This window comes from Micromonospora sp. KC606, assembly GCF_004348675.1.
In the GTDB taxonomy this organism is placed as follows: Bacteria; Actinomycetota; Actinomycetes; order Mycobacteriales; family Micromonosporaceae; genus Micromonospora.
Map to the genome: position 1 here is coordinate 1 of NZ_SMKN01000315.1, position 4,940 is coordinate 4,940.

Genomic DNA, 4,940 nt, shown 5'->3' on the forward strand with positions numbered 1-4,940 from the left:
CCTGAGCAGCCGCAGCACCCCCGCCCCGGCCAGGTACGCCACCAGGGCCGCCACCGGCACTCCGAGGGGTTCCGGGGCCTCCTTCGGCGTCTGGGCGTTACACACCAGGGCGTAGACCACGGCGGCGAAACCGGCGACGGCGAGCGTGCCGCGGACGCCGGACCGGCCGGCGTGGTCCGGGCGTCGACCGGTGCGTGCCTCGATCGGGCCGAAGAGGGCGACCAGCACGGTCAACACGACCGTGAGCAGTAGCACCCAGGGCAGCCGCCAGGCCAGCCACGCCGCCGAGCCCGCCGGTGGGGTGGGCAGCAGCCCGACGGCGTCGAGCGCCCCGACGAGCAGGATGGCGGCGGTCAGGTGCCAGAGGAAGACGGTCAGCACCACGGCGTTCACCGCGATCACCACCAGCCACGGGCGGCGGCGGTGCAGCCACCGCTCGACCGGACGGCGCAGCAGCACGATCAAACCGAGCTGGGCGGTGGTCAGGGTGAGCAGCGCGACGCTTGGCGGGGCGGCATTGTCCAGCCGCTCACCGGGCACGTTGAGCATCGCCACCGGGTACGGCCCGACGCTGGTCAGCAGCACGGTCACGGCCAGCCCGGCCAGCAGCATCGTCCACCCGGCGCGACGGGACAGCGGCAGGCGGGTCGCACGCGGGCCGGTCCGCGCCGGGGTGGCCGGTGAGCGGGCGTCGAACCAGGCGAAGCCGAGCTGGTGGACGGCGAGCCAGCCGAAGACGTAGTTGCCCAGCGCGTACTGCTCGGGGCCCAGGGCCCGCCCGGCGTCCCCCGCGGCGACCAGCACCACCAGCGCCAGGGGCACGAGCAGGCCGAAGCGCCGGTGCAGCGCGTGCATCACCGGGGTCAGCGGCACCACCAGGAGGTAGGCGGCGAGGAACCACAGCGGGATGGTGGCGAACCAGACCACGGTGCGGACCAGGGTGGCCGGCACACCGGCCAGCGAGGCGACCACCGCGCCGCCGGCGAGCACCAGCAGCAACGCCGTGGTGGGGCGCAGCAGCCGGGCGGCCCGGTCCAGCAGCCAGCCGGTGGCGTCTGCGCCCCGCCTCCGTCGGGCGGTCAACGAGGCCGCGTTGGCGAACCCGCCCACCAGGAAGAAGATCGGCATCACCTGGGCGACCCAGGTCAGCGGATACGCCCACGGCAGGTCGGGCAGGGCCGAACGTCCGGTGGGGTGGCCGGCGGCGTCCGTGCCGATGACGGTCACCGACCAGTGCCCGAGCACGACCATGGTGATCGCCAGCGCGCGCAGCAGGTCGACGTAACGCTCCCGCCCGGCCGGGGTGCGCTCGGCGAGCTGGCCCAGGCGGAGGCGCATGAGGTCAGGGTATGCCAGGTCGCTGTCTCCGGAGGGTCAATCGACTCCGCTGCATCTGGGCCGGGGCGCTATAGATCTTGCGGAGCGTCGCTCACTCATTCCGGGCCGCCTCCGGGCCGGTGATTCGCCGCAGCAGCGGCAGCGTCGAGGCGATGATCCCCAGCGACACCGCCAGCCCACCGGCGACCATGAGGTAGAAGGACAGGCGCGGCGGCAGCAGCGTGTAGCCCAGCTGCGCCCTCAGGAAGAGATGCGCGGCCAGGAACCCCAGCCCGATCGCCACCGCCGCGACGGCCAGCAGCGGCACCACGCTCTCCAGCGCGACCACCCGGCGCAGCGTGCGCAGTCGCACCCCGGTGAGTCGCAGCATGCTGAACGGTCGCCTCCGGTCACTCAGACCGCTGGCGACGCTCACCGCCAGACTGCAGCCCGCGATCGGCAGGCTGGCCAGCATGACCACGTGGGCCAACTGCTGGAACTGCACCAGCTGCCGCGCGGAGGTGGCTTCCCACTCGCCGACGCTGGCCGGAGAGCGGCCCTGCGGAAACTCGGTCTCCAGGATCGTCCGGGCCCGCTCGAACGCGGACCGGCTGGTGGTGTCGACGACCACCGACAGGATCGGTAACCGGGCGACGTCCGCCGACGCGACGTTCGCGGCGTCCCAGACGTATTCGTCGCTCGTCAGATCGAACGCTCGCCTGCCGACGAGGTCACCGGCCACGGCCGCGACCTGCGCGCCGGCAGGGCAGCTGCCGAACACCACCAGGCGGGTGAGTTCGGCGCACGTGATCACGCCCTGCCATCCGTCCCGGTCGGGGTTGACGTGCACGAGCGCCACGCTACGCACGCCCGGGATCGCCGACAGCCCGGCCGGGATCTGGTCGGCAGACGGCGCCGGGCCATCCTCCGGCCAGAAGATTTTCGACAGCGAGGTCGCGGCCACGGAATCGGTTCGCGGCTCGCCGCGGTTGGCGACGAACGTGGTGATGGTGCCGGTCGCCACGCTGGTCACGAACAGCGCCACGATCAGCCCGCTCACCGCCCGGAACCCCGCCTGCGGGTTGTCCGACAGCCGCCGTCCGGCGATGAGCGCAGCCGGCCGGCTCGCGCGTGTGGCCAGTACCCGCGCGCCGAGCATGGTCAGCCACGGCCCGGCCAGCACCAGCCCGGCCAGGATCAGCACGAATCCGGAGATGTACGCGGAGATCTGACCGCTGGTGGTCTCGGGCCGCCGGCCGATGAAATAGGTCAGCTCGGCGAGCCCGGCGACCAGCGGGATCAGTCGCCATGCGCGCGGTGGGCGGGGCGGCACCCGCCGGCTCACGCCCAGCGGTGAGATCTGCACCCGACGTATCGCGAGCCAGGAGACCACCACAGCACCGGCCGGGATGCCGAGCGCGACCAGCAACACGTCGGCGACATTGAGCGACAGGTCGGAGGGGAAGAAGGGCTCGCCGGTGAACGGGATCGCGGCGAGCCCTGGCCGGAACGCGAAGAACAGGCCGAACCCGGCAACGGTCCCGGCGGCAGCCGCGAGCGTCGACTCGACCGCCGAGATCACCGAGACCTGCCGCGGCGTCGCGCCGATCAGCCGCATCGCGGCGAAGCGCTGCTCCCGGCGGGTGGCGGCGAGGCGGGTCGCGGTGCCGATGAAGATGAGCACCGGGAAGAGCAGCGAGGCCGCCACGACAGACAGGGTGAGGGTCACGGCAGTCGCGTCGAGCCCGACGAAGCAGCCGTCGCACTCGCTCGGGTCGGTGGTCATGATCTGCGTGATCTGCTGGGCCCCCAGCTGCTCCAGCTCGGCCGGGGTCCGCCCGATGATGACGAGCAACGAGTCGGGGGAAGGTAACCCCGACCGGCCGATGACGCCGATCCCGTGGCCGGGGAAGCGGTCGCCGAGCTCGGTGGCGGGCGTGGTGCGCAACAGGTCGGCGAGCGCGGGAGAGACGTAGAACTCGCCGGCCCCGGGCAGGTGCGGGATGCCCGGCGGAACGGGAGCGTCCGGGCCCAGGGCGGCGACCTCGACCCGGCCCATGGACTTGCCACGGAAGTAGTCCTCCCGCACCATCCACCACGTCGGATCGGCCGAGGTGGACGCCGGAGCGACGGCGGAGTTGAGCCAGGCGTAACGCGAGTTCTGCGCACCCACCGCGTTCATCCCGGCGAGCGTCGACAGGAGCATGCCGACGCCGAGCGCCACCGCGCTGGCGATGATGACGAGCCGGGTCGCGGCCTCCCGCCCGCCGGCCAACGACAGCCGAACGCCGAACCGGATCATGAGTGCACCAGCGCGTTCACCCTGCCGTCACGCACGATGACCTGCCGGTCGGCGTATGCGGCAATGCGGGCATCGTGGGTGACGAGTACGACGGTGGTGCCCTGCGCGCGAGCCGAGGAGACCAGAAGGTCCATGACCTGCTCGCCGGTCAGCGAGTCGAGCGCCCCGGTCGGCTCGTCGGCGAACAGCGCCCCGGGCTGCGCGACCAGCCCACGGGCCAGCGCGACCCGCTGCGCCTGCCCGCCGGACAGCTCACCGGACCGGCGCCGCTCCAGCCCGGCCAGGCCGAGCCGCTCGAACCAGGGCCGCGCCTGCCCGAGCGCTGCCGCCCGCTTGACGCCGCCGAGCAGCAGCGGCAACGCGACATTTTCCTCCGCGGTCAGCTCCGGCACGAGCTGTCCGAACTGAAACACGAACCCGAAGTGGTCCCGGCGCAGGCGGCTGCGCTGGTCCTCGCTGAGGGTGTCGATGCGGCGGCCGTCGTAGTGGATCTCACCGGCGTCCGGCACCAGGATCCCGGCCAGGCAGTGCAGCAGCGTGGATTTCCCGGAGCCGCTCGGGCCCATTATGGCGACGATCTCGCCCGCGGCCACCGAGACGCTGGCGCCCCGCAGGGCCGGGGTCTCACCGAAGGACAGGACGACGTTTCGTGCCTCGACCGCCCTCATCCCCGTACCACCTTCCGAAGGGCGTCCAACCGGGCGACCGTGGTGTCGATCCAGTGCAGGTCGGCCTCCAGATGGAACAGGCCGTGGTCGGCCAGCATGGTGTCGACGAGGTTGCCTTGGCGCTTGATCTCGGTGAGCTCCGTCATCCGCCGCAGGTGCGTGGCGCGCTGGCTGTCGAGGTACTCCTCGGCGGGGCGGTCGAGCATGAGTGCCAGTACGACCTTGGTGAACAGCACGGACTGGAGGTTGGGCTCGGCATCGACGGGCTCGGTCAGCCACGCCTCGACCTCGGTCGCGCCCCGCTCGGTGATGACGTAGCGCTTGCGCTCGGGGCCCACACCCGGCTCGACCTCACCGACCACGATCTTGCCGTCCCGCACGAGGCGGCCGAGGGTCGAGTAGACCTGGCCGAACGGCAGCGGCTTGCCTCGGCTGAAGAAGGTGTCGTAGTCGCGTTTGAGGTCGTAGCCGTGGCTGGGCTCGCGTTCGAGCAGACCGAGAAGGGTTATGGGAACACTCATGCCGAGAGCATACCCTGGGTGTATACCTTCGGTATATACATCGAGAGTGTATGGATCTCGCGGGTGTTGCTGGTGCTGACAGCGGCACACTCGCGGCGGGGATCGCATGCGTTGACGCGGGCGGTGGGGTGC

Annotated in this window: 4 protein-coding genes; all 4 read right to left on the reverse strand. The window is 71.9% G+C overall.

Annotation, left to right across the window (positions count from 1 at the left end; all coding sequences use genetic code 11):
• Positions 1 to 1,338, reverse strand: a 1,338-nt coding sequence (locus tag E1193_RS30025) for an acyltransferase (RefSeq protein ID WP_132186513.1), incomplete at its 3' end; no start/stop codon positions are given.
• Between the two features lie 91 nt (positions 1,339 to 1,429).
• On the reverse strand, positions 1,430 to 3,619 hold the full coding sequence (locus E1193_RS30030) for an ABC transporter permease (RefSeq protein WP_132186514.1): 2,190 nt from the start codon (positions 3,617 to 3,619) through the stop codon (positions 1,430 to 1,432).
• Positions 3,616 to 4,287 (reverse strand): ABC transporter ATP-binding protein, encoded by a 672-nt coding sequence (locus E1193_RS30035; RefSeq protein WP_132186515.1) that lies wholly within the window; start codon positions 4,285 to 4,287, stop codon positions 3,616 to 3,618. The genes E1193_RS30030 and E1193_RS30035 overlap by 4 nt, the downstream gene beginning before the upstream one ends.
• Positions 4,284 to 4,808: a PadR family transcriptional regulator gene (locus E1193_RS30040; protein ID WP_132186516.1), complete on the reverse strand. Its 525-nt coding sequence runs from the start codon at positions 4,806 to 4,808 to the stop codon at positions 4,284 to 4,286. Before E1193_RS30040 ends, E1193_RS30035 begins: the two co-directional genes overlap by 4 nt.
• Between the last annotated feature and the right edge of the window lie 132 nt (positions 4,809 to 4,940).